Source organism: Pelagicoccus enzymogenes, from assembly GCF_014803405.1.
Classification (GTDB): Bacteria; Verrucomicrobiota; Verrucomicrobiia; order Opitutales; family Opitutaceae; genus Pelagicoccus; species Pelagicoccus enzymogenes.
Genome location: NZ_JACYFG010000006.1, coordinates 486,723 through 509,787, shown reverse-complemented (window position 1 = coordinate 509,787; position 23,065 = coordinate 486,723). Strand labels below are relative to the sequence as shown.

The window sequence follows — 23,065 nt, the reverse complement described above, 5'->3', positions numbered from 1 at the left end:
ATGAGTACAGCTAGCCCCACCCCTCCCAAGGCCGAACGCGGCGTCCTGACAAAGAAAGGGCTGCAAGCGGACCACCCCACTTGGTGTCCCGGCTGCGGAGACTTCGCAGTCTTGGCGGCCTATTACAAGACGCTGGAGAAGCTCGACTTGCCGCAGCAAAACATCGTGACCTTGGCTGGCATCGGCTGCTCCTCGCGTTTCCCCTATTTCGTGAACACGCATGGCGGGCACTTCATTCATGGACGGTCCTTGCCCTTCGCCTCTGGGGTAAGCCTGGGGCGTGACGACTTGCATGTTTTCGTGTTTGGCGGCGACGGGGACGGTTTCTCGATCGGCGGTAACCACCTCGATCACGCGGGACGCAAGAACTTCCGCATGACCTACGTGATCATGGACAACTTCGTTTACGGGCTGACCAAGAAGCAGACTTCGCCTACCTCTCCGCAGGGCTTTAAGTCGAAGACGGACCCTTGGGGGGTATTCGACCGGCCTACCAATCCCATGCGAAAGCTCCTTTCCAGCGGCGCGACTTTCGTAGCCCGCACCCATGCGACCCAGATCAAGCACATGATGGAAATGTACGAGCGAGCAGCCAAGCACGACGGCTTTTCCGTGATTGAGGTGCTCAGCGAGTGCGTGGAGTTCAACAAGGGCGCCTTCGACGCGGGCAATCCGCGCAAGGGCGGAGCCTTTGAAATCATAGACGAGGCGGTCCATGACGTCACCGACATGGCCGCGGCCTTGGCCCTCGCCGAAGAGCCGTGGCCCGGCAAGTTTGGCGTGTACTACCAGTCTGTGGAGCCGACCAAGAACAAGCTCGAGAGCGATCTCGTGCAGGCGACGCGCGAAAAGGTGGGTCACCGTTCGGACAAGGAGCTGCTAAGCAAAACCTTCGCCAGCATGAGGTAGCTTAGGGAGGAAGGCTCGTTATCGGTCGGATCTCTTGCGGGATCCGCCACCTCGCTTGCGATCGTCCGCTCGAGGGAAGCGGTTTCCAAAAAAAACGAAAAGGGCGCCCGAACTTACGTTCGAGCGCCTTTTGTAGTTAACCAACCAACTAAGAGTCTAAAGTCTTTCTTCGATCGCGGTGGCGATCGGCGGCTTTTTGCCTGTGCCTTATTATTCGGCGCAAACCTGCGATCTCCTAATGCCTAATGCGCAGGTTTTTTCCGAATTACCCAGTTTTTGACACTTGGCGCTTCCCAAAACGAAGTAGGCCGGTCCTCCCGGACCGGCCACTAACATCAACTATAGGAAAATAGGAACTAATTGCTTCCAAATTGGGTCGCTGAAAGCCTTGCTAACAGCTTTTTTACATGGCTTGGACAATCAAGAAAAGGGGCAATTGGGACAAGCTTTTTTGGCCCCCGCCCGTCTCTACGGGAAGCCCTTAGGATGATGCCTCGAATCAATAAAATCTCCGCGTTGACAAACCGTGCGGCTCCGCCGTCTCATGGCGTCAGCGTGATGAGGGACTGGTTGAGGGGAATGAAGCGGAAGGGGAAGCTGGCGGGACTGGTGGGGCTCGCCGGACTGATGCTGGTCGAAAGCCGTGCTCAAGAGTCCGATGAAGAGGATCCTATGGGCGCTGCCGCTGAGGCAGCCTTGGCTCGAGTCGCCCAAGATGCGGAAAAGCGGGGAGTGAACGAAAGGGGACCGACTCCGGGGACTCGCTTGCGTCGCCGGTCCCAGTTGGGAGCCATCGACCCCATCTACCGTCATGGGGTCGCGTACTTCGACGAGTGGACGATCAGGGCCGGGGCCTTGAAGCTGCGCGTTCCGGCTTACCATGGATGGGAAGGGGTTAAGCCGTCCTCCGACTTCTACTATGCCCAAGCGCGAGCGGGAATTCCGGGCGAGCTGTTGGTTTTGCCGATTGCCAACCAGGATTTCGTGCGCGCCACGCGTTCGAAGTACGTGAACAACTTCGGTCTCATTTGGGTTCCTCAAGAGCACGCCTTCACGTCGATGACCGAGGAATCCTTCGAGCCCGTGAAAGAGGCAGTCAAGCAACGCATTGTCGACGCCCGCCGACAGGAGCTCGACCGCGATGACTTTTGGGAGTTCGAGGACTATATCGCCTTCAAGAAGGGGAACGACGAGAGCGTAAAGGAGTTCCAGAATGGCTATTGGTTCCGGGCCATCGACGAGGCTGACATGGTCACTTACTTCGCGGTCTCGGAATTTGTTTTCCAGACGCGGCGAGAGGAGATTCGCCAGCCCATGATCCAAACCATGACTTACGCCTTGGTGCGTGGCAAACTGTTGCGGATCGATTTCAAGCGGCTTTACCTTTCCGACGAAGATGCCGTGCAGCTGATAAGCTTCACCCGCCAGTTCGTCTCCGATATGCGGGCGGTCAACGGCTTGAGCGAGCGGAAAATACGCTAGATTGTATCGAGGCCTTGGATACTGGGTTTTATTATTGGGTTGCAAGCGAGGGCGCAGCTCGCCACGGGTATGGAAGATGAGCCTGAATCGATACGAGCAACTGTTGTACGACTACATCGAGTCCTTGCCGGAGGAGCGTCGTTACTGGCTGGAACGAGTGGTCGAGGTTGCGGAAACGAACCGTCGCCGGGAGGCCGCCGCCTTGGCCCTCAATGGCGAGCTTTGGGATTACTTCGAGGAGCGTTCCCGTCACGAGCCGGAGTTTGCGGACGTGGTGGGAGCTGGAGCGGGGAAGGTCAGCATGCTCAACCTCTCTGAGTACCTCCTGCGGATTTGGACGGCGGGCAAAGCGAAAAAGCGGTCTTAGCGACTGTCCAATGATTCCAACTCCTTCGGGGGCTCGGGCGCTTCGGCTCGAAACCTCGTCTTCTCGTTTGCTTCGCCATCTTCGCTTCGTTGCGTCGATTTACCCTCTGGGTCTACCTTAAATCGAATGCCGAAATTTTGAGCTCGGATTTGCCTATCGCTCGCTCGAAAGCGCATGGTTCGACGGTCTCATAGGGGCTTGCCAAGCCGGCCGTTCTCCGAGCGTGCCCTTAGGTACTTTTATAAATATCCTGGTAAAGTTGAGATTGGAGGAAGCTAGCGTTTGTGGGGGGCCGCGTTTGCGCGCATAGTTCTCGTCACTCTGACCATCTTGTATCTTATTTATCTGAAAAATGCGCTCCGCTACCCCTGAGCAAAACCTTGACCTACTCTACGAGGATTGGATTCGTTTCGACGCGAACGGCCGGCTGGAATCGTGTTCCGACCTCTTGCGAGAGCGTTGGACGACGATCGGTTTGATGGGCAGCGCCCGCCAAGCCAGCGACTTCTTCAAGCTCACAGCGGACAACAGCGAAGGTTTTTTCAACGCTTGGATCCTTGCGGTACGTGGATCTGCGAGTTTTTTAAACGTAAGGCTGAGAGGCTTCGACTTGGCGGAGCGTTCGACGGTTTTCATGCCGGAGATTGCGGCTAATGGAGCGGTCGGCTCAGTTGTTGTCGGCTCGCTGCGCGTTTTCGAGAGCGGGCCGGATACGGCTGAGGCGGAAAAGTCGCTCTCCAAGCTGTCGGAGATGCGAGACCTCTTTCAGGACATCGCGCATGCGAACCGAGAGCTGGAGAAGGCTCTCGAGCGGGCGAGGGAAGAGGTCGAGTACGGCAAGGCGGAGAGCCGGGCCAAAAGCGATTTCCTAGCCAACATGTCGCACGAGATTCGCACGCCCATGAACGCGGTGATCGGTTTTTGCGACTTGTTGTCCAGCACTTCCTTGACGAAGGAGCAGCTCGAGTACGTGGAAGCGATCAACCACAGCGGGAAGCTGCTCATCGATCTCATTGGGCAGGTACTGGATTATTCCAAGATCGATTCGGGACACCTTCATTTGGATTGCCAGGAGATCGAGCTGGGAGCCCTTTTCATGGAGGTGCAAGCGATCTTGGGAGCCAAGGCTCGAAACAAGGCCATCGACTTTGAGGTCGACCTCCGGCGGATCGGATCCGAGATCCTCCTCGGTGACTCAACTCGAGTTAAGCAGGTGTTGATCAACCTCTTGAGCAATGCATACAAGTTTACACGGCGAGGACGAATCGCCCTGACAGCCTCCACTGCGGAGAGCGAGTACGATGGGCACGTTTGTCTAAGGGTCCGGGTGGAGGACACGGGCATAGGGATTGCCCCCGAGAGGATCCGATCGCTTTTTTGCCCTTTCGCACAAGCCCACACGCGCGAGGAGAACGACTACGAAGGCACGGGGCTTGGCCTCGCCATTTGCAAGCGCCTGTGCGAAGCCATGAAGGGAGATGTTTGGATCGAAAGAACTGAGCTTGATAAGGGGAGCGTATTTGCCTTAGAAATACACCTTCCACGCAAGGAACCCGATGTTCGCCCCTTGAACGCGAGAAAGGTGTCCGAAGAAAATCGCACTATGAAAACTTCTGAAAAGTCCGCTGCAAAAGAGAGGAAGCGAAACGCTCCTCTCCGGCTTTTGGTTGTAGACGACAATCCCAACAATCTGCTTATCACTTCTAAACTGTCGCAGCATCTTGGATACAATGCTGAAACCGTGACGAACGGGGTGGACGCGCTCAAGAAGATGAAGAGCGGGGACTTCCACATTGTACTGATGGACGTGCGCATGGCTCCTATCAACGGGATGGAGACGACGCGCATGATTCGCGAAGGCGAAGCGGGCGACCGGAGTTCGGGCGCTTACATCATTGCGGTTACGGCCCATGCTTTGCAGGGGGACAAGGAGCGTTGCATTCAGTCCGGAATGAACGACTACCTTTCCAAGCCCTTGACCCTCGAGCGTTTGGAAGAGAGCCTGAACCGGGCTCGCTCGGAGCTATCTCTCGATTGACATTCGAGGCGGAGCTACGCAAGAGAGCTGCATGAATTTGCTTAGCAGCAAGGAAAAGTCAGAGCTTCGTGGTTACGCCCAGCGTTTGAAGCCCGCGGTTCACGTGGGCAAAAACGGTTTGGCGGCGGCGGTGGTCGCGGAGCTACGCAAGGCTTTTGAACGCGAGGAGCTCATCAAGATCGCCTTCAAGGCGGAACGAGCGGAAATCGAGAATTTGTGCGCGGAGGTGGAGCGACTCACCGAGAGCCAGTGTGTGGGTGGAGTTGGCAAGAAGCGTAGCTTTTATCGCAAAATGCCGGAAGTGGCGGAAGTTGACGCGTAGGGGGTTCTCTGTACCGCTTGGCGGGCGAACTTCAGGAGTGCGCTAGCTGTCGGATCTTTTTGTGTACCATTGACTTGGGGAGCATGCCAACGGCGATGCCAGCTATGTTTTCAGACTTAGCGAAGGCCGAGCCTAGTCGAAGGAGGTAAATTCGTTAATAATTCCTTCACTGGCTTTGACGCCATTTGCTTACTCGCTATTGCTTTTGTTCATGAATTTATTGCTCGCTGGTCTCGAAACGATTGATGCCTCTTCGCAGTCCCTTGCCTGCCAATGCGTTACGCGTTGCGCGTCCCTCGAGTTCGAAGGTCACCATGTGAAGTCGGTCGAATTGCCCGCTCGATGGGACGATTGCTTCCATCCGCTAGAGTCCGTCATTTCTCAGCCTTGGGATGCGATCCTCATTCTTTCGGAAAAGGTGAGCGATTCTATTGCTATCGAACGGATCGCGATCAACGAGACCGATGTTTCCCAGAAGGATGCAGTGGGCCGTCGGCCGCGCGGCAAGACGATCGAAGCCTCGGGTGATCCTGGGTACTGGACGACATTGCCCTATCGCGAGCTGGCGAGCAAGTTGACCGCCGCGAAATTTACGGCGACCCCATCTCACTCGGCGGGCATGGCGCTCGCCAATTATGCCTGTTATCGAATGATGCACGCCTTGGTCCAGCAGAAGCGCCACGTTTGCGCGGGCTTGCTGCAGTTGCCTTTCAGCGGATCGGTTTTTTCCGAGGAGGAAGCCAAGCGTTTCATGGCAGTCTTGCTGCAATCCCTGGATCCGCAGTCCGTTTCGCAAGATAAGCTCGGCTTTGATCTGCCGCGAGCGGCAGATCGATTGGGAGCAAATCGTTCGATTCGTTAGAGAATCTCCAGTGCCATCATGGTTTGGTCGTCGGTTGCGGATCGACCGTTGGCAAATTTGGATACAATACCGAAGGCTTTGCTGGGTACGGACTCGAGTCCATCTCTCCAGATATCGGGAATAGCCTGCAGGAGGCGGTCCATGCCCAGCATGTCTCCTTTCGGGTTCTCCGCTTCGTAGAATCCGTCGGTAATGAAAAGAAGTTTCGATGTATCCGAAAGTTGGATCAGGTTTTCCTCGTACAGGTCGTCTGGAGCGATGCCTAGGGGCATACCTTCCGCTTCGAGCAGCTGCGTTTCTTGCGTTTGTGAATCGAGCAGTATGGCCGGGCAGTGTCCAGCGCTAGCCAGCTTGAGCACTTTCTTGTCGTAGGAAAGGAAAGCGGCTTGAGCGGTGATGAACATGTTGAGGTGGCCCAGTTCGTCGTAGATCTGCTTGTTGATCTTAGCGAGCAGCCAGCCCGGGGTTTCGGCGAGGTTGAGGCGCGAGCGGATGGCGGTGCGGAAGATAGTGGCGAGCAGCGCTGCAGGGACTCCTTTACCCATAACGTCGGCGATTACGATGAGCAGGCCCGCGTCGCGAATCTCTATAGCATCCACGTAGTCGCCACCCACTGCCATAGCGGCCACGCAGCGTCCGGTCGAGCGACAGTATTGGTTGCTCGGATACGAAGAAGGTAGAAGCGATTGCTGGATCTCAGCTGCGACTTGCAGCTGTGTTTGGGAGCGTTCGTGTTCTTCGCGATGTCGGAAGGTTTTGACGCTGGTGTAAGCGAGGCCGAGGAACTGCGAGAAGGTGCGGGTGAGAGGGAGCGCTGTTTCGAAGAGGGTCTTTTTGTTCGTCTCCTCGGCGTGCAAGGCTATCGTGCCAAGGCAGTCTCTCTGATAGACGATGGGTAGCACGATGGCGCATCCAGATATTTCGTACAAAGGATCGGTCTCATCGAGATGGCTACAATTCTCGACGCAGAGCTCCTTTTCGGAAGCGATGACGGTCGTGCAGGCACAGGCTTGGTCGGGAGCAATGACGGCCTCCCGAATTTCCATTTGGTTTCCGCATTCGTGGTATGCGTTTTCCAGGTTACCATTGGACTCGAGTGTCCAGACGTTTGCTTGGGTGATGTCTACGATGCCGCGAAGGCGTTCCACACTTTTTTCGATAAAGGTCTCGATGGCTGGACAGTTGGTCAGGTCATGGGCGAGTCCCGCGATGATGTCGCGCTCTGCGTAGGCGAGATTGAGATCGTTGGAAAGGTTTTGCAGCATGGAGAACATTTCCTCGGTCTTGACGAGGATGTCGGATGCGGCGTGGGTGGCGAAGCGAAGCGTGACCTTATGACCGTAGTCGGTTTTTTCGGCGGTGTAGGACTCGGCGATGGATTGTATGATGAAGTAGCCGCGGCCCGATTCGGATGTTGGGTCGTCAGGCAGGCTCGCGTCGCTCGCTGGTTCGAAGTAGGGGCCTGGATCCTCGACTTCCACGATGAGGCGCTCGTCGATCCATGACCACTTCACTTTAACGATGAGTGACGCATCTTCCTCGCAGCCGTGTTCGACGGCATTGTTCAAGCACTCGCAAATGGCGAGGTCCAGCTGTGGCCAGAGGGTTTCGTCCAGGCAATTGCGTTGGCAAAAGCTTTTGAGCAAGGCGGACACCTCTGCGACCCGCTCGAGTTCGGCGGGAAATTCGCAGTATCCCGTTTCGTGATACGCTATTGGCTTGCTGCTCATTGAATGGGCTTGAAGACGAGCCTCCAAAGCTTGGAGCGGATGAGCTTGCCTATGCTCTTGTCGTCGCAGAGAGCCTGATAGGAGGCGTGTATCCACTCGGTGGGGTCTTGTGGGCTATGGCTGTCGTGAACGTCCGAAAGGGCAATGACACCGGGAGTTGTCTTGGCGAGGCGACGCGCTACATCGAGGTCGGCGGCTTCCGAAGTCCAGTCCACGGGGCGAGGAAGGATTCCTACGAGGCGCATGCGTCCCTTTGCCACTTCCTTTAGCCAGTGCCAGCGGCGCACGATGAGGCGGCCTTGGCTGCCGGTCTTGAGACGTAGCGCTCCGCCGCGTCCGTCGTGGGCTTCTAGCTCGCTCCAGTCGATGCGGGAGAGGGCGGCTACCGGGGAAACGAGGCAGAAAAGCGTCAGCGCGAAGAGGCGTTCCAAGATGCTGGGACTGGAGAGCTTTTCGCTGATATTGGAAAGAATGAAGGAGTCGGTAATGGCGACGCGGCAGCCGCGCTTGCTGTCGAGCAGGAGGCCGCCTTCGACGGCTACTTCTTCGAGCGAGGTGTTGCAGCCTACCATGGTGCCGGGGAGAACGATGGAGCGTTGCACGCTCGCGTTCTCGTCGATGATGGCGTTTTCGCCGATGCAGGCGTAAGGGCCTACCTGCGCGTTCGCTCCGATTTCACATTTTCCCTGTATCCAAAAAGGAGCGACAAGTTTGGCGGAGGGATGAATTCTCACGTGCGGGCCAACCCAGCCCCCGGAGGGGTGCTTGACTTCGATCTTTAGGGTGTGGTCTTGCAGGTTGTCGAGCCACTCGCGATTGAGGCGGAGCCACTGCTGGAGGAGTCCAGCTTCGCCCTCGATCGGATCGGGAAGGCGGTTCTTGCGTGGGAGTCCGACCACTGGGGTGGCGTCCTCGGGGGCTTCGTCGTCGGAGCGGATAGGAATCACGTGCACGGGGCGCGACCAGAAGTTACCTCCGTCGAGGTAGCTGCGCAATTCGTTGGGGCGGTCGGCGGTGTAGATCGTGATTTCGTCGATCTCTTGGTTGACCGCCTCGTCCATCCAGTAGGAGATGAGCGGTTGGTTGCCGATGGGCCAGAGGGTAAAAGGGCGTTCCGATTGCCAGAGGGTGTCGTACGAGCTCCAGTCCGGGAGCAAGAGGTGCCAGGTCTTTTTCATGTGGGGCCAGCGGTAGGATTAGTACGCTCCCTTGCCCAGGAGGACGGCGGGAACGGTTTTGAAGAGGAGTTTGATGTCCAACCAGACGCTCTCGGAGCGGATGTATTCGACGTCGAGGCGGACTTGGCCGGCGAAGTCGATGTCGGCGCGGCCGGCGACTTGCCAGAAACAGGTGAGGCCGGGCTTGGCGAGGAGGCGGGCTCGGTCTTCTACGGTGTACATGACCACTTCGCGCGGCACGCAGGGACGGGGGCCGACGATGGACATCTCCCCTACGAAGACGTTCCAGAATTGGGGAAGCTCGTCGACGGAGTATTTGCGGATGAAGCGGCCGACGCGAGTGATGCGCGGGTCGTGCTTCATCTTGAAGGTGACGGTGTCGCTGCCGTGCTCGTTTTGGGCGAGCAGCTGGTCCTTGATCTGGTCGGCGTTGACGCACATGGAGCGGAACTTCCACATGTAGAAGCGGGTGCCGCGGTAGCCGACGCGCTCTTGCTTGAAGAAGATGGGGCCGCGATCCTCGAGCTTGATGAGGAAAGCGGTGAGGGCGTAGACGGGCGAAAGGGCGATCAGGGCGCAGGCGGAGGCAACGATGTCGATGACGCGTTTGAGGCCAAGGGAGAAGCCGAGCACCATGGCCCATGCGAAGCGTTTGGATTTTACGCGAAAGTTGAGGCGCGCCTTTCCGACTGGAGTCCCCGCTTTCGACCAGTAGTCGACGATTTTCTCGTCTTCAAGTTGTGGGTTGGTCTGCATATCTGGTGGTTCGATTCCTTAGATCGGCCAGAAGTGCAGGTACCAAAGCAGTATCTTGCAATGAGTCCCATATTAGTGAGGCGCGGGACCGCTGGGGTTGTACGAATTTCGTAAAACTTGGGAATTGGTCGTGCTCCCAGAAGTCGAGGATGCGCTCGAGTTTGTAGCCGCGCTCGCTGAGGTCGCGGCGGATGCGACGCAGCAAGCGAATGTCGCTGGGCGTTTCGACGTAGACGCTGATGTCCAACATCTTGCAGAGGCTTGGAGGGTGGAGGACGAAGAGGCCCTCTACGGCGATGATGGATGCTGGCTCGATGGCGAGGGTTTGGGGGCTGCGGGAAAAGGTGGCGAAGTCGTACTGGGGGGCTTGGATGGAGCGGCCCGCCGCGAGTTCGCGGAGGTGGGTTTCCAGTAGGTCGAGCTCTAGGGCGGCGGGATCGTCGAAGTCGGTTTTGGCGGCCTCTTCCGCAGGGAGGTGGCTGAGGTCGCGATAGTACCAATCTTGCTGCAGGGAAGCTATTTGCCGGTGCCCGAGCTCGTTTTGCAGATGGCGGGCGAGCCAGCTTTTTCCGGAACCGCTGCCGCCGGTGATGCCGATGAGGGTGGGTGCTCGCATGTGGGGAGCAGATTAGGGGATTTTTGTAGGGAAGCTCAAGCGCGGGGAAGGAGCGTCGTTTATAGAGATGGGGCCTAAGGGTTCCAGCCTTTGACACATACCTATTTCCAAAATTCCCACCAAAATGAGCATCGTTATTGAAGGACAAACTGTAGAAGGAACGCTTCGCGCTGAAGTTGGGGTCGCCCGTTTGGACGCCGCTTCATCCCGTGATTTCAAGAAGGAGATCGATTCCCTCTGGGGCGACGGCGTTACGGCGGTCGAGCTGGACTTCTCGAAGGTCGAGTTCATCGACAGTTCTGGCGTAGGGGCCTTGCTAGGCGTCTACAAACGATTGCCGCAGGGGACTGCCAGCGTTCGCTTGAAGAACGTGAAGGCTCCGGTCCAGTCAGTGATCGAGTTGCTGCGCTTGCACCGGATTTTCGAGATCGCCAGCTAGGCGATCCGCTTTCTGGATACGACCGCGGATATCCGGAGCGCGAGCGCGTCGTTTTGCGTTGCCGGCGGTTGCCCGGGGAGCTAGCTGTACGCCCTTTTATTGATATGGGGGGCGCAGGGGAAAGGAATTGGGCAGCGGACTTGAAGGCCACGCTATGGTTGGCGGGCCCCATCGTGCTTGGAAATTTGGGCCAGATTCTGATCGGGGTGGTGGATACCTTGATGATTGGCCAGATCGGGGTGGCTCCCTTGGGAGCAGCGGCCTTCGTAAACAACATTTTTGTCATCCCTCTGGTCGCCTTGATGGGGGTCTTGGCGTCTGTCACGGTTTTGGTGGCCCAGTCGAAAGGGGCGGGGAACAAGCGTCAGGTGGGCCGCCACATGCGGCATGGATTGGCTTTGACGGTGTTGTTGTGTTTGGGAGCCATCGCCCTGTTGGCGGTCAATGCCGGCTTTCTGGATCGCTTCGGGCAGGAGCCGGTGGTGGTGGAGGCGGCCCGCGGCTATTACTGGCTCATCGTCCTGTCTTTGTTGCCGGCTCTCTTCTACCACTGTCTGAAGAGCGTTTGGGAGGGGCTTGGTTGGTCTCAGGCTCCGATGGTCGTCCTGCTGTGCGGCATCGGCCTGAACGTTTTGCTGAACTGGTTGCTGATCTTTGGCGCTTGGGGCTTTCCCGAGCTAGGATTGATGGGTGCGGGCTGGGCGACTCTGATTGCCCGCTGCGTGGTGGCGGCGGTGATGTTCGGCCTTACTCTGAGAGCGAAGCGTTTTGACGGCTTGCTGCCGCGGCGTTGGTTGAGCGGCTACGAGTGGTCGGAGTTCAGGAGCATGCTGAAGTTGGGGCTGCCGATGGGGGCTCAGCACCTTTTTGAGGTCGGAGCCTTTGCGGGGGCGGGCATCATGGTAGGCTGGCTGGGCAAGGAAGCGCTTGCGGCCCATCAGATTGCTATGTCCTGCGCGGCGATGTCTTTTATGATCCCCCTCGGGGTTTCGATCGCTTGCGGCATCAGGGTGGGAGCTGCCTGGGGGGCGGGGGACTTGCCCGGAATGAAGCTGACCTATTCGACTACGCTGGGCTTCACCTTGCTGCAGACCATCGTCTCGGCCCTCGCCTTCCTGCTAGGCGGAGAATGGCTAGCCGGCCAATTCGTGGATAACGATGCGGTGATCGCGGCGGCGGCTTCCATCTTCGTGGTGGTGGGACTGTTCCAGATCTTCGACGGAGCCCAAGTCGCTTGTTTAGGCGCTTTGCGCGGCATGTCGGATGTGACGGTGCCGATGTGGATCACTTTCGGTACCTATTGGGTGGCCGCCCTGCCGGCGGGCTACTTGTTTGGCTTTACCTTTGGTTGGGGAGCAGTTGGCGTCTGGTCCGGTTTAGCCCTCGGGCTTTTCTTGGCGGCGGTCCTGCTTTGGGGGCGATTGAGATTTCGTTTTCGGGAAACTCCCTGAGTTCTGATTCTAGGATTTCACCCTAATGTGGAGGTGGAGTCCTTTCCCCGGCGGAGAATCGTTCACTTGAGTAAAGTTGCGGAGCAAATGGTCGATTGGGAAGGATCGAAGCGACGTCTTGGACTCTTCATGCCCTCCTTCATGTACAGTATCGAATGCAACCCACTTTATTCTAGAATGTCGATCCCTCTAGTCGACAAAGGCTTACGTGGGTCCGTTTCTGCCTGAATCCCTTCCCATGAGCCTCTCCCACATTTTCCAAGACGCTTTCGCCAAGTCGCCCAAGCCCCAATTGATCGTTTCGGGCTACAAGATTTCCGTGGCGAATCACGCTGCCTGCAATCTGTTGGCGGGGACTCCGGAGACCGAGGCTCTGGAGGAGGCGCCGGTGGATGCTGTTTTCGTCGATGCCGAGAAGTGCGCCGATCTCGAACGAGGAAGCGGAATGCTTACGCTAAGGTCTCCTCAGGACGGTGGCCCGATCGCGTGCAACGTGATCGTCACCAAAGTCGATGCTCGCAGCAGGCTCTGGAACTTGGAGCCGATCTGGAAAGATCAAATCGAGTCCAACGGTTCGGCCCTCGCTCTTGAGAGAGCCTTGCACGCGACAGCGGATGCGGTGATATGCGTCAGCGGTCGCAACGATGGCGGAACGGAAAGGGATTTCGTGGTTCGCTTTGCCAATCGAGCTGCTGAGACTTTCCTAGGGTCAGGAGAAGGCCGCGCCGCCGGTCGCCAATTGCAAAGCGTGTTTCCCTTCTTCAGCGATCTCGACCTAGATTCACATTTTGAGGAAGCCATGGAAGGGACCCCCTCCGTTTTCCAGGAATCGGTGGTTTCCGCAGAGGGCGTCAGGACCGAGCTTTCTGTATCCATATTTTCGTCACGAGATGGGGATTTCGTGATCTGTCTGCGCGACGTCACAGAGGCGGTGCGCGTGCAAAGCAAGCTTGAGCGAAGCACCAATGAGCTCGACCGACTCTCCAATCAAGTTCCCGGAGTTTACTTCCACTTGTCCATGGATGAGAGTGGTACGCCCAGTTTCCCTTATATCAGCGAGAAAGTTCAGCAATTGCTCGGCGTCGAGGCGTCAGCGGTCATGGAAGATGCTTCCGTGGCGATGGGAGCGGTTTGTATCGAGGATTTGGAGCGCGTTTACGAATCGCTTGCTGTTTCCAGTCAGCATCTCACGCCTTTGCACATCGAGTACCGCATCAACACCCCGAACGGTCGACAAAAGTGGGTGGCAACCAAGGCGATTCCTGAAAAGCGTTCGGACAAGACGGTCGTTTGGTATGGGATTTTCGAGGACATCACGCTGCGCAAGGAATCCGAGGAACGGCTGCGCATGGTTTCGGCTGCCGTCGAGGCGTCGAGTGACTTTGTCTTAATGGTGGATCGCGAAGGAGAAGCGCTCTACCGCAACAATTCTTTCGTCAACATCGTAGGTTACCAGACCATCGATGTGCTCAACGACAAGGGCGGCGTGAAAGCTCTCTTTGGCGAAAAGCATGTCTACGACAAGATCCTTCAAGAAACCTTGGAATACGGACACTGGCAAGGAGACGTGCAGGTTATGACGGAGTCGGGCCGTCAGCTCGATATCTACTTCCGTTCCGTATCGGTGAAGGACGAGAAGGGGCGCGTTTCCGCCCTTGTCGTGACCGGTACCGACGTTACGCACAACAAGCGTAGGCAAAATCTACTCAAGCGCTACAATTCAGTCCTCAAAGCCCAAAGTGAGGCAGCCACTGACGGGATTCTAGTCGTCAACGAACGAGGCATTGTATCCAACTTTAACCGACGGTTCTGCAAGATTTGGGGACTCTCTACCAACTTGATGGACGTAGGGCGTCCAGAGAAGATTTGGAGCGTTGCGTCCAAGCAGGTGGAAGACTCGAAGGCCTTTTTCGAGCGGGCCATGATGATCTCGGAAAACGAAAGCGAGACGTTCAAGGATGTCTTGGAATTTGCGGATGGCCGCACATTTGAGCGTACCTCGATACCCATTTCGTCTCCGCTAGGAGAGTCTTATGGTAGGGTTTGGTTCTTCCATGAAGTGACCGAGCAGAAGCGTTCCGAAGAAAGGCTTCGGGCAACGATGCGCGAAGCCGAGGAGGCGAACCGAGCGAAGAGTTTCTTCCTTGCCAACATGTCGCACGAAATTCGCACGCCGATGAATGGTATCATTGGTATGACAGGTTTGCTTGCAGAGACGGCTTTGGAGAACGAACAGCAAGACTACGTGGATACGATTCGGGCCAGTAGCGAAGCCTTGCTTGTTGTCATCAACGATATTCTAGACTTTTCCAAAATCGAATCCGGCAAGCTCGAGCTCGAGAACATCATGTTCGACTTGCGAGACACGATCGAGGAAGCGATCGATACCCTTGCGATCCAGGCTACCGAGAAAGGGTTGGATATTTCCTATGTATTCGGAAACGAGATACCGGGTTCGCTGCTTGGCGATCCTACGCGATTGCGTCAGGTGATCGTTAACCTGATCGGAAATGCGGTCAAGTTCACCGCCAAGGGGGGGGTTGTCGTGCGTGTCGATCCTTTCCATGTGAAGGGCGACGATGTAATCTTGCACTTCCAGGTGACCGACACGGGCATTGGAATTCCAGCGGACCGAATTGATCGACTCTTCGGTTCCTTCAGCCAAGTCGATGCCTCGACGACCCGTAAATATGGGGGCACCGGGCTTGGTCTCGCCATCAGTAAAAACTTGGCTGAGCTCATGGGCGGCTCCATGTGGGTCGAAAGTGAGGAGGGCGTAGGGTCGACCTTCCATTTCACTGTGTCATTCAATCGTGCGTCCTTTGACTTTGATCTAGGCAGCTCGAAGGCTCCGAACGTATTGGAGGCCCGCAAGGCGATCGTTTTGGATCACCATGGCTTCAGTTGCGAGGCACTCTCCAGCCAGTTGGAGGTTTTTGGGGTGGAAGTTCAATCGGGAACGAAGATCGGTGATCTGGACGACCTTGTTGCCAAGGCACCCGACGCAGAGGTTGTATTCGTAGAATCAGGACTGGGTGGATTAGAGTACCAAGAGTTGAAGACGCGAATCCGTAAGAGCTTGGCTAACGAAGAACTGACCATCGTCTTTACAGGCCGCTTGGGCAGTATGCACTTGGGCGAGCATGCGGATGGAAATACTCTGTCCTTGCTGAAGCCATACAAGCTGGAAAACGTCAGGTCTCGCATGTTAGAAGCGGGCGGCAAGGCAGCTCCGCGAGTGAAGAAGGTTTCGAACGAAAGCGTAAAGCTCGGCGAACAGATGCCGCTGCGTATTCTCTTGGCGGAGGATAACGCCATCAACCAGAAGGTCGCGAACCGCCTGTTCAAGAAAATGGGCTATGAAATTTCAGTTGCCCAGAACGGGCTGGAGGCAGTGAACATGATTGGCGAACATGAATACGATCTCGTGTTCATGGATATCCAGATGCCGGAGATGGATGGCTTGGAGGCCACACGCGAAATTATAAAGCGTTGGGGAGAGAAGCGTCCGAGAATCATTGCCCTGACTGCGAACGCCATGCGCGAGGACAGGGAGAACTGTTTCGGCGCCGGCATGGATGGCTATCTTACCAAGCCCTTCAAGCCAGATGACTTGAAAGAAACGATTTCGAAAACGTACCGCCATCTCCATGAAAACAATGGCGACCCCAGCGGGGTGAAGCATTTACATTAGGAAGCGATTGTCCGGAGGAGAATTGCCTCGAAGCGGTCGACGATGGGTTGCCAATCGAAGGCCGGAGCGTAGGCGGCTGCAGCTTGCCCGAGCTTTTCGCGGAGCGAGTCGTCGGTTGCGACCGCGAGCGAACTTGCCACGAAACCTGCGTCGTCGTCGAGAGCTGAGATCAATCCGGTAAGGCCTTGTCGGACGTGTTGAGCGGGCGCGGCGTAGTCGAAGGCGACGAGCGCGTTGCCGCTTGCCATGGCTTCAGTGGCAACGTTGCCGTAGGTTTCGGTTTTGCTCGGGTAGAGGAAAGCGTCAGCTGAGGCGTAGTAGCGGGCGAGTTCTGGTCGGTTTTCCAATGGGATAGAACCGGGGAAGGTCGCGAAAGGGAGGTCTTGCTTCAGCTTTTTCTCCATCGGACCACTTCCGATAACGACGAACTTTGCGTCGGGTCGTCTGTATCTGATTTCAGAATACGCTTTCTGCAAGAGATCGTAGTTCTTCTCCGCTGCGAGTCTGCTGACGTGGATGAAGACGGGAGTGTCTGGAGCCGCACCCCAGGTCCGGCGCAGGTTTTCGTCGCGAGCCTGAGGATTGAATACTTTTAGGTTAACCCCGCGGCCGAAGACTTCCATGTTGCGAAACCCCTCTGCCGCCAGCTGTTTAGCCAGCTCTAAGGTGGGCGCCATGGTGCAGCGGGTTTGGTTGTGTATCCAACGCAAGAAGGCGAGTACGATACGAGTGGCGAACTTGGCGTTGTAGTGCTCGCTGTAGCTGTGGAAGTTCGTGTGGAACGTCGAGGTTGTGGGGATGCCGAGCGACTTTGCCGCCCGAATGGCGGACAGGCCTAGCGGACCCTCCGTCGCGACGTGTACGATATCTGGCCGATTGGATTGCCAGGCGTGTATGAGCCGGTTTCGAGACGGAAGTCCGAATCGTAAGTCCGGGTAGCGAGGTATTGGAAGACCGAATACGGTGATGGTGTCAGGCTCCGTTTTGGGGTCGCCTTTCTCGCTCGTTTGCAGTGGCCGGACGACTTGTACTCGGTGCCCCTTGTCGCGAAGGCCGCTGACGAGCTGGCTCAGAGTCATGGCGACTCCGTTGATTTCGGGTGGATACGTTTCGGTGACAAGCGCTAGTTTCACAGGGCGAACGGTGTCCGTTTTTGAGGGAGCACGGTTACGCTTGAGCTAGAGCAGGACTTTGGCGATGGAAATCTGAAAGTTGTAACGTTCTGGTGACGCTGGCGCTGGCGAGGCTCTTATTCCTCAGCTGCTTCTTCTCGGAGCGTCGCGGCGTAGTCGATGGAGGCCTGAAGCACCCGCATGACATTCGCTCCCCAGAATTTCTCTAAGTCCTCCTCGGTGTATCCTCGTCTGAGCATTTCGATGGTTACGGGCATCATCTGGCCGATATCCATGGAGTTCTTGACGCCTCCGCCTCCGTCGAAGTCTCCGCTCAGGCCGATGTGGTCAACCCCCATTACTTTCACCATGTGGTCGATGTGATCGACCACGGCAGACACGGTGGATAGCGGTTTGGGGTACTTCTTCTGCAAGGCGACGTATTGTTCTGTCGCCTCGATTTGCTCGGCCTCGCTGAGCGCGTCTCCGTTGCGGTACTTCTCGAACCATGCCCGCATCGCCTCTGACCGTTCCTTGTTCGGCTCGACGTCCATCATGTAGGCGCTGAACATGTTCATTTGCACGACGCCGTCGCGGGCAGCGATTTCCTTGAGGAGCGCGTCGTTGAGGTTTCGCGGGTGAGGGTAGCGGGCGTAACATCCGCTGTGGGAGGCGATGACCGGCGTTTTTGAAAGTTCGAGGATGTCCCAGGCGCTCTTGTCCGATGAATGGGAAATGTCTACCATGATGCCGAGTCGGTTGCACTCCTCGACGGCGGCGCGACCCAGATCCGAAAGCCCCATGTGGAGGTTTCCTTCAGGGTCGGTGGAAGAGTCGGCGAGGTCGTTGTTTTTACTGTGGGTCACACCGAAGTAGCGAACCCCCTTGTCGTAGTAGTCTTTGAGCAGGTCGAGGTTCCGGCCGATGGTGTAGCCGTTTTCGATGCCGATGAAGACCACGCGTTTTCCGGATTTACGGATGGCGTTGGCTTCCTCTGGAGTGGTCGCGATGGCGGCGAGGTCTGAGTTCTTCTCCACGGTAGCGTGAATGAGGTCTGCTATCTCGAAACCGGAGGAGATCGCTTTGGCTCGCCCCTCGTGGGTGAGCGGCCCTTGGCCAACGTAGACCACCCAGAATCCTCCGTCCATGCCGCCTTTTTTCATGCGTGGAAAGTCAACTTGGCTCGCGTGTTCGTACCAGCTGTGCTCCTTCGAAATGTCGAAGCCTGGTCGCTTCAGCACGATGGGCACGTCCATGTGAGTGTCCAGGGTGAGGCAGTTGTCGTGGATCTCCCAAGCAAGCTCTCGGAGCTGGTTCTCGGTCCAATCGTTCCGAGGCGTGCGTTCGACATCGTCGGCGAGAAGGGAAACGGCGACGATAGCCGCCAAAAGGAAGGATGAGAGGGATCTCTTCATATTATGCTTGGTTGTGGATTAGAATCCGACGGCGAAAGTGTCGGGACGGCGCGGATCGGCGGCTCCATAGAAGATCTCGTCCTGAAGAGAGACTGAATTTGCGGTGCCCATGGCTCCCCCTTCCTGAATTTCGTACCCCATTTCCTTCAGCAGGGATTGAGTGTCCGCGCTGATGCCGCGCTCCATGCGCAGTACGTCCGGTAGCCATTGGTGGTGTATGCGAGAAGCGGATACTGCTTCCGATAGGTTCATCCCATGTTCCAAAACGTTGAGGATCACTTGAAGGCTGACCGTTATGATCTGGCTGCCGCCACGACTGCCGGTGAGGAGGAACGGTTTTCCGTCCTTGAGCACGAGGGTAGGGCTCATGGAGCTAAGCATGCGTTTTTCCGCTTCGATGGAGTTGAACTCGCCGCCGATAAGACCGTAGGCGTTGGGCACGCCCGGCTTGGAGGAGAAATCGTCCATCTCGTTGTTGAGAAAGAAGCCAGTGCCAGGTGGCATGATCTTTGAGCCGAAGGTAAAGTTGATGGTGTAGGTATTGGCGACGGCGTTGCCGCGGTTGTCGATGACAGTGTAGTTTGTGGTGTCTAGCCCCTCATGGATTGGCTCTCCGGGAAGGATGTCTACGCTGGGCGTCGCTCTCTCGGTGTTCATGCGAGAGCGGATGTCGGCCGCGTAGTCCTTGGAGGTGAGCCAGTCTACGGGAATGGGATTGAAGTCGCTGTCGCCGAGGTGCTTCGACCGGTCGGCGTAGGCGTACTTCATGGCTTCCGCCATAAGATGTATCGTCTTGGCGCTGTTATGGCCGCTCGACTTCAGGTCGAAAGGTTCGAGGATGTTGAGGATTTGTACGATGTGTACCCCGCCGGAGGAAGGAGGAGGCATGGACACGATCTCGTATCCTTTGTAGGTGCCGCGTACCGGTTTCCTAACTACAGCTTTGTACTGCTCGAGGTCCTGCCTGGTGATAAGGCCTCCGTTCGCCTCCATGTCCTTGACGATCAGTTCGGCGATAGGGCCTTTGTAGAACGCGTCTGGCCCTTGCTCGGAAATTAGCGTCAGCGATTTCGCAAGTTCGGGAAGCCTTATGATGTGACCCGGTGGGTAGGGGACACCTTTTTCGTCGTAGAAGTTTTTCAGGGCGTGTGGGGCGTGCTTCTCGACTCTTGCCTTGGCGGTCTTCAGTGACTGGTAGAGGTCCTCGTTGACCGGAAAGCCGTTTTGCGCGAGGTCGATAGCTGGAGCAAGCGCTTCGGAGAGGCTGATCGTTCCGTATTCTTCCAAAGCAAGAGCGAATCCTGCGACCGTACCGGGAACGCCAGCGGACAGATGGCTGTAGCGGGATACCTCTTTGTCCACGTTGCCGCTTTCGTCGAGGAACATGTCTTTGGTGGCCGCGAGCGGCGCCTTCTCCCGGTAGTCGATTGCTATCGTCGAATTTGTATCCGCGGAATGGATCATCATAAAACCACCCCCGCCGATGTTGCCTGCCTGTGGCGTGGTAACGGCCATGGCGAAGCCCAGGGTGACTGCGGCATCGATGGCGTTTCCGCCATTCTTGAGGACTTCGAGGGCGGCTTCGCTTGCCAGCTTTTCGCGGCTCGAAACCATTCCGTGCAAGGCGGATTCCGGGTGAGAGGTGGAGGCGCTGTTATAGATCGGCGGCTCCGGCGCCGCGAAGAGAGTCGCAGCGAGGCAGATGGCGCCCAGAGTGGCGACACTTGAGTAGGTAGACATCTTTTTGTTGGTGTTGGCTAGGTTTCGAGTGGTGCGGAAGGCTGAACTATTCGAAAATATTGACGACTTGAGACTCGCACATCTCAGCGAGGCCCCAGGAGCCGAGTTCTCGACCGAGTCCGGAATGCTTGAATCCGCCGAAGGGGGCAGCGGCTTTTGCCCTGCGATGACCGTTAACGCCGACGCGACCGCATTCGAGCTTGGAGGCGATTTCGTATCCAACGCTTGGGCACTTTGTCCATACGGATGCGGAGAGGCCGTAGTTGGTAGCGTTCGACCATTCGATAGCTTCGTCGATGTTTCGGTAGGGAACTACTGGAAGGATGGGTCCGAATTGCTCCTCGAGCACCAAAGGATGATCTGCTCTGATTTCCGATACGATAGCGGGCGAGAAAAAATAACCGTGCGAGGGCAGTGGTCGGGAGTCTTTCGTTACTTTGGCGCCCTCTGCTATGGCGCTTTGAAGAAGCTCAGTCAGTCGTTCCCTTGAGTACTCTGTTGTGAGCGGGCCAATCCGTACGCCGCTCTCCATGCCGGATCCGACTTTATAGTTTGGCGTCAGTTTTGAAAGGGCCGCTATCAGTTCGCTATGCCGGGATTGGTGGACGTAGATGCGTTTGATGGCGCTGCAAACTTGTCCAGCGTTTCGCCAGGCTGAGTCAAGGAGCTGCCCCGCGATCTCGTGAGGGTCGCAGTCGGGCAGTAAAATGGCGGGGTCGTTGCCGCCAAGCTCCAGGGTAACCGACTTAAGTTCAACCGCAGCCTCAGAGAGGATCGCCTGCCCGGTGGGGATAGAGCCCGTGACGGAAAGCTTTCGGATGTCGGGATGTCGGGTTATCTGCTCCCCTAGGCTCTTGTCCCCCGAAAGCGTGTTGAGGATCCCGGCGGGGAGGAGGTCTTTGAGGATGCGTCCGAGCAGAAGCGGGGATAGCGGAGCGATGGGTGAGGGTTTGAGGATCACGGCGTTTCCAGCGAGCAAGGCAGGGGCGAGCTTCACCGCCGCGGTGCCGATGGGAAAGTTCCAAGGTGTGATCAGGCCGACGATACCGTAAGGTCTGTTGAAGAGTAGGGTGCGGCTCGTCTCTCCGTTCGACAGATCTTTGCTAGGGACCTCCATCTCGGAGTAGGCGGCGAAGACTTCTGCAGCGTAGGCAACCTCGCTGCGGGCTTCCGCGATAGGCTTTCCCTGCTCTAGGGTAATGAGTTTAGCCAAGTCCTCCTGCTTTCGCGCAATGGCGTGCGAGCAGGCAAGGAGGGCGCCTCGCCGATTTCTCTCGGACTGAGCCCACTGGGGTTGGGCCCGCTTGCAGAACGTTACCGCTGCCGTTAGTTCTGGAGCGCCGCAGAGGGGCGCCGTGGAAAACGCGGCGCCCGTTGCCGGATTGATGACCTCAAATCGCTCGTCTGTGTCTTGAGTACGCCCACCGATAGTGGCCATGCTGAGCAGCGATTTTGGCATCTCTCGTTCTAGATGGTCTTCGGACTTTGTGGCGTCGATGGTTGGCACATCAGGGAAGTATGGCTGCTGCACCCTCGAGTTCAATGATTCCGTTGCCGACGATGGAAACGACTGGGAGGGTGGTGATGGCGGGGGCGTTTTCACCGCTAAAAGTCTCCCGATACAGCGCTTCCCACTCGGCGATACGCTTGTCCAATGTCTTTAGGTCGCCCTCGGCGATGTAGGCCCGCACGTGCACCAGATCGTCCAAGGTGCCTCCAGCTAGCTCCACCCTTGCCTTTAACGCTTCGAGAGCGGAGCTTGCTTGGGCCTTCATGTCTCCTTCTACCGAAGGAATGCTGCCCGCGAGAAAAACCATCTTGGCGTCGGCCGACACGGAGACGCCAGCGGGCGCGATTGGCTTGGAATCGACGACGGCAGGAGTGGAACCGATCGAAGCGCGAGCAGTCGCGAATTCCCTGTCGCTGTCTTCTGGATACGCCGCGTAGTACTCGATGGAGATGCTTTGGTTTCGGTAGTTGAAACCGGGAGTCGACATCACGGTACGCGTCGGTTGGTTCGGATTACGATCGTTGTTGAAGAACTTGCTGTATTCCTGATTGAAGGCAGCGAAGCTCTTGCTGATCGAATCTTTCCCCGGATAGACGCAAGCTCGGATGAAGAACACGTCCTCGAAGCCCAGCCCTGCCTCTTTCAACTGGCTGCCCATTTGCTTGAAGAGGGAGGCAGACTGCTGGCTGATATTCCCGTACATGAAAAATCCCGGTGGTGGATTCGGCATGAGGGAGGCAGGCCTTACGGAAGAGGAGAAGAACATGCTCGTATCCGCAACCGTTGCCTTGCCCGTGCTCATGGGCCAGATGGGGCGACCGTAGGATTTCCAGCGCTCGCTGGTTTCGGTCCGACTCAAGCGGGTGTAGCGCTCATGCTGTCGCGTTCCTGCAGTGTGCGGTCCACGTCCATCTGGGAAGACGGCCACGAACTCTACTTCCACGCGGTAGTCGGAGTGGAAGAGGCGGGAGATTCCCACGGTGGTACGGGCCGGCTTGTGCGGGTTAGTCGTGGTGCCGAAGAATTGCTTGAAGGCGCGATTCCAACCGTCGAAGTCCGGTTCTGGGTCCGCAACGATGTAAGCTCGCACATTGACCACGTCGCGCAAGGTGAGCCCTACCTCGGCTAGGTCTTTGGTCAATTGGGCCAGCACGCTGAAGGTCTGCTCGTAGGTGTCGCCGTAGCGGTTCTCTACGCTGTTCTTGGCTATCTCCTTCATGCGTGGGCTGGCCGTAACGCCCCAGGTATAGAAGTACTCGGAACCGGGAGCCACCTCGACCGCATCGGCGTAAGGAAGCGAAGCTTGCTTGTGGACGGTAATGCGCTCGTTGGAGTTTGCCCCGACGAAGCGGAGCCCAATGTAAGCCCCCGCCGCGAGCACGAAGAGCCCGGCCACGTAGCGAAACTTATGCTGTGGAAGTAAAGACATATTGGATACGTTTAC

The 23,065-nt window shown here is 57.1% G+C and carries 18 protein-coding genes; 9 read left to right on the top strand and 9 right to left on the bottom strand.

Features of this window, described 5'->3' with window-relative positions; translation table 11 throughout:
* The 6 genes from IEN85_RS04585 to IEN85_RS04560 all read left to right on the top strand — a co-directional run bounded on the left by IEN85_RS04585 (position 1) and on the right by IEN85_RS04560 (position 5,980).
* Entirely contained in the window at positions 1–909 is a 909-nt protein-coding gene (locus IEN85_RS04585) for a thiamine pyrophosphate-dependent enzyme (RefSeq protein ID WP_191615885.1), read from the top strand.
* Between the two features lie 516 nt (positions 910–1,425).
* A complete protein-coding gene (locus tag IEN85_RS04580; protein WP_191615884.1) occupies positions 1,426–2,391 on the top strand; it encodes a hypothetical protein in 966 nt (321 codons plus the stop codon).
* Between the two features lie 76 nt (positions 2,392–2,467).
* Positions 2,468–2,758 (top strand): hypothetical protein, encoded by a 291-nt coding sequence (locus IEN85_RS04575; protein ID WP_191615883.1) that lies wholly within the window; start codon positions 2,468–2,470, stop codon positions 2,756–2,758.
* Positions 2,759–3,110: 352 nt separating this feature from the next.
* A complete protein-coding gene (locus IEN85_RS04570) occupies positions 3,111–4,796 on the top strand; it encodes an ATP-binding protein (protein WP_191615882.1) in 1,686 nt (561 codons plus the stop codon).
* A 31-nt stretch (positions 4,797–4,827) separates the two neighbouring features.
* Entirely contained in the window at positions 4,828–5,118 is a 291-nt protein-coding gene (locus IEN85_RS04565) for a YhbY family RNA-binding protein (RefSeq protein WP_191615881.1), read from the top strand.
* Between the two features lie 211 nt (positions 5,119–5,329).
* On the top strand, positions 5,330–5,980 hold the full coding sequence (locus IEN85_RS04560) for a pyroglutamyl-peptidase I family protein (protein ID WP_191615880.1): 651 nt from the start codon (positions 5,330–5,332) through the stop codon (positions 5,978–5,980).
* Here IEN85_RS04560 and IEN85_RS04555 read toward each other — a convergent pair.
* The 4 genes from IEN85_RS04555 to udk are packed head-to-tail and all read right to left on the bottom strand — an operon-like array spanning position 5,977 to position 10,260.
* A complete protein-coding gene (locus IEN85_RS04555; RefSeq protein WP_191615879.1) occupies positions 5,977–7,710 on the bottom strand; it encodes a SpoIIE family protein phosphatase in 1,734 nt (577 codons plus the stop codon). The two genes, IEN85_RS04560 and IEN85_RS04555, sit on opposite strands and share 4 nt — an antisense overlap.
* Entirely contained in the window at positions 7,707–8,888 is a 1,182-nt protein-coding gene (locus IEN85_RS04550) for a hypothetical protein (protein WP_191615878.1), read from the bottom strand. Before IEN85_RS04550 ends, IEN85_RS04555 begins: the two co-directional genes overlap by 4 nt.
* 18 nt (positions 8,889–8,906) lie before the next feature.
* Complete coding sequence (locus IEN85_RS04545; protein ID WP_191615877.1) at positions 8,907–9,644, bottom strand: sugar transferase; 738 nt, start codon at positions 9,642–9,644, stop codon at positions 8,907–8,909.
* A complete protein-coding gene (gene udk / locus IEN85_RS04540; RefSeq protein WP_191615876.1) occupies positions 9,622–10,260 on the bottom strand; it encodes a uridine kinase in 639 nt (212 codons plus the stop codon). Before udk ends, IEN85_RS04545 begins: the two co-directional genes overlap by 23 nt.
* Positions 10,261–10,384: 124 nt before the next feature.
* On the opposite strand from udk, the gene IEN85_RS04535 reads away from it, so the two are divergent.
* The 3 genes from IEN85_RS04535 to IEN85_RS04525 all read left to right on the top strand — a co-directional run bounded on the left by IEN85_RS04535 (position 10,385) and on the right by IEN85_RS04525 (position 15,844).
* Positions 10,385–10,699: an STAS domain-containing protein gene (locus IEN85_RS04535; protein WP_191615875.1), complete on the top strand. Its 315-nt coding sequence runs from the start codon at positions 10,385–10,387 to the stop codon at positions 10,697–10,699.
* A gap of 140 nt (positions 10,700–10,839) precedes the next feature.
* Positions 10,840–12,150, top strand: a complete 1,311-nt coding sequence (locus IEN85_RS04530; protein ID WP_191615874.1) for an MATE family efflux transporter — start codon at positions 10,840–10,842, stop codon at positions 12,148–12,150.
* 238 nt (positions 12,151–12,388) lie between these two features.
* Positions 12,389–15,844 carry a PAS domain-containing hybrid sensor histidine kinase/response regulator gene (locus IEN85_RS04525; protein ID WP_191615873.1) on the top strand — a complete coding sequence of 1,152 codons (3,456 nt, stop codon included), beginning with the start codon at positions 12,389–12,391 and terminating at the stop codon, positions 15,842–15,844.
* Here the strand turns inward: IEN85_RS04525 and IEN85_RS24750 are convergent.
* From IEN85_RS24750 to IEN85_RS04500, 5 genes are all read right to left on the bottom strand, one after another.
* Positions 15,841–16,977, bottom strand: coding sequence for a glycosyltransferase family 4 protein (locus IEN85_RS24750; protein WP_191615872.1), 1,137 nt, complete (start codon positions 16,975–16,977; stop codon positions 15,841–15,843). The two genes, IEN85_RS04525 and IEN85_RS24750, sit on opposite strands and share 4 nt — an antisense overlap.
* 116 nt (positions 16,978–17,093) lie before the next feature.
* Positions 17,094–18,371 (bottom strand): dipeptidase, encoded by a 1,278-nt coding sequence (locus IEN85_RS04515; protein WP_191615871.1) that lies wholly within the window; start codon positions 18,369–18,371, stop codon positions 17,094–17,096.
* Positions 18,372–18,389: 18 nt separating this feature from the next.
* Positions 18,390–20,111 carry a gamma-glutamyltransferase gene (gene ggt / locus IEN85_RS04510; RefSeq protein WP_191615870.1) on the bottom strand — a complete coding sequence of 574 codons (1,722 nt, stop codon included), beginning with the start codon at positions 20,109–20,111 and terminating at the stop codon, positions 18,390–18,392.
* A 46-nt stretch (positions 20,112–20,157) separates the two neighbouring features.
* The gene (locus IEN85_RS04505; protein WP_191615869.1) at positions 20,158–21,570 is read right to left on the bottom strand and encodes an aldehyde dehydrogenase family protein; all 1,413 of its coding nucleotides are present in this window, start codon (positions 21,568–21,570) and stop codon (positions 20,158–20,160) included.
* A 49-nt stretch (positions 21,571–21,619) separates the two neighbouring features.
* A complete protein-coding gene (locus IEN85_RS04500; RefSeq protein WP_191615868.1) occupies positions 21,620–23,050 on the bottom strand; it encodes a RidA family protein in 1,431 nt (476 codons plus the stop codon).
* Between the last annotated feature and the right edge of the window lie 15 nt (positions 23,051–23,065).